The sequence below is a fragment of the Kitasatospora sp. NPDC057542 genome (assembly GCF_042801945.1).
Taxonomy (GTDB): Bacteria; Actinomycetota; Actinomycetes; order Streptomycetales; family Streptomycetaceae; genus Kitasatospora.
Genome location: NZ_JBHVFE010000800.1, coordinates 1 through 1,811, shown reverse-complemented (window position 1 = coordinate 1,811; position 1,811 = coordinate 1). Strand labels below are relative to the sequence as shown.

The following is a 1,811-nucleotide window of genomic DNA, read 5'->3' as shown; positions in this document are numbered from 1 at the left end:
GGCGCCGGATGAAGCAGGGGCGCCGCCGCCAGCGAGCGCAGACTGTCCAAAGCGGCCCGCACCGCCTCCAGACGTCCGGTGACAGCGCTCAACTCGCTCTCCAGACGCTCCTGCTGCTCCTGGAGCGCGGGAAGCTCGCGTTCCAGGAGGGCGATGGTGGACTCGACGCCGTCACGCGTCTCGAATGTGGTGGTCATACCTACCTCGCTCATGGTTTCCGGGTCCGACCGCCGCAGGTGCGGTGGCACCCTCGTGGAAGGCATCGAGCAAGGCAGTCTACTGATCGGCCGGCTTGTTGTCGGTCAGCGAGGCGAGTTTCACATTGGCCTCTTCCTCGGCTGTCGCGAGGAAGAGGTGTCGGACTGGGCCAGCCGCTTGCCCACCGGCGCTGATCTGCGTAGGTGCCTCCCGTCGGACGGTCAGTTTGCGGTGGCGTGGGCGTTGTTCCGGCGGCAGCGTGTCGATCATTTCGCGGATCTCGGTGACGAGGTGGTCGAGGGCTTGGCGGGAGACGCCGGTCAGCGCGGGGTGGGTGGCCAGGGCCGCGTCGAAGGTGTGGGCCGCGCGAGGGTGGGAACGACGTCCGGGCGGCTGCAGCGGCACCGGCGGGACGCCCGGCTGCGGCGGGGCAGCGTAGCGCAGCGGCCACTCCTCGTCGTAGGGCACGACCTCCAGGTGCTCGACAGGCGGGGCGCCGTGCACCCATGGGTTCTCCTCGCCCTGGTCTCGGGCTTCTTCGTTCCGTTCTGTCATTCGGCCACCCTGGGAACGCAGACTGCCGTGCGGGAGGCCGACCTCGCGCTCGACGGTGTCCCGCACGAGGGCGTGAACGTCACCGTAGGTGGTCTCGGAACGCATGGAGACCTGGACGAGGACGCCGTCGACGAGGACGAGGATGCGCAGGGCGCTGGCGGCCGGATCGGGGACGAAGAAGACGCCGGCGTCGTGGCCGCGCCGGAGCAGGTCGGCCAGGACGTCGAGTCCCGCGATCATCTGCCTGTCGACTTCGCGGGCCAGTTCGGGCCGCCGGGGGGCGGCGACCCAGGCGCTCATCCAGATGCGGGCGTTGGCGCTTCCCATGCTGAGGGACCGCTCGATCAGCGCGCGGAGGGCATCGGCGGGCGGCAGGTCCTGGCACGCCTGCTTGTCCCGGTCGTTCTGGGCGCTCGCGGTCTGGGCGAACGCGGCCACGACGAGATCGTCGACGGCGGGGAAGTAGTGGTGGATCAGCCCCGACGTGACGCCGAGCGTGTTGGCGACGTCGCGTGAAGTGATCCGGTCAGACGTACCCGACCTGCTGATCTCCGCCGTCCCGTACGCGCACTACGACCCGCACGCCTACCGGCTGCGTCCGGCCCGCGTCAGCCGGCACCTGACCGACGGCGACACCATCGACCTCGGCGACCGGCAGCTCACCGTCCTGCACCTGCCCGGACACAGCCCCGGCAGCATCGCGCTGTACGACGCCCGGACCCAGACGCTCTTCTCCGGCGACGTGGTCTACGACGACCAGCTCCTCGACGACATCCACGGAGCCGCCCAGAATGCGTACGTCGCCACCATGGCCAGACTGCGCGACCTGCCCATCACCGTCGTCCACCCCGGACACGGGCCCTCGTTCGACGGAACCCGGCTACGCGAGATCGCCGACACCTACATCGCCGCCCGCACCTGAGAGGACGTTCTGAGCCGCTTTGCCCGGTTCGACTGTTGGCTCGGGATGCTCCTATGGACGTCAAGCCGCAGGAGCAAGGTCGGTTTGAGTGATGTGTCGGGTTGTCGGTGTGCTGGTCAGGGCGCGGTAGATCTCG

The 1,811-nt window shown here is 69.4% G+C and carries 2 protein-coding genes and 1 pseudogene; 1 reads left to right on the top strand and 2 read right to left on the bottom strand.

Annotation, left to right across the window (positions count from 1 at the left end):
* Together ACFU7Y_RS43625 and ACFU7Y_RS43620 are read right to left on the bottom strand one after the other, a co-directional pair.
* Window positions 1–197 (bottom strand): annotated as a pseudogene (locus ACFU7Y_RS43625) (hypothetical protein); the annotation flags it as partial.
* A 79-nt stretch (window positions 198–276) separates the two neighbouring features.
* On the bottom strand, window positions 277–1,191 hold the full coding sequence (locus tag ACFU7Y_RS43620) for a TetR family transcriptional regulator C-terminal domain-containing protein (RefSeq protein WP_380772009.1): 915 nt from the start codon (window positions 1,189–1,191) through the stop codon (window positions 277–279).
* A 79-nt stretch (window positions 1,192–1,270) separates the two neighbouring features.
* Here ACFU7Y_RS43620 and ACFU7Y_RS43615 point away from each other — a divergent pair, with 79 nt between their 5' ends.
* A complete protein-coding gene (locus tag ACFU7Y_RS43615) occupies window positions 1,271–1,675 on the top strand; it encodes an MBL fold metallo-hydrolase (protein ID WP_224284178.1) in 405 nt (134 codons plus the stop codon).
* Window positions 1,676–1,811: the final 136 nt, after the last annotated feature.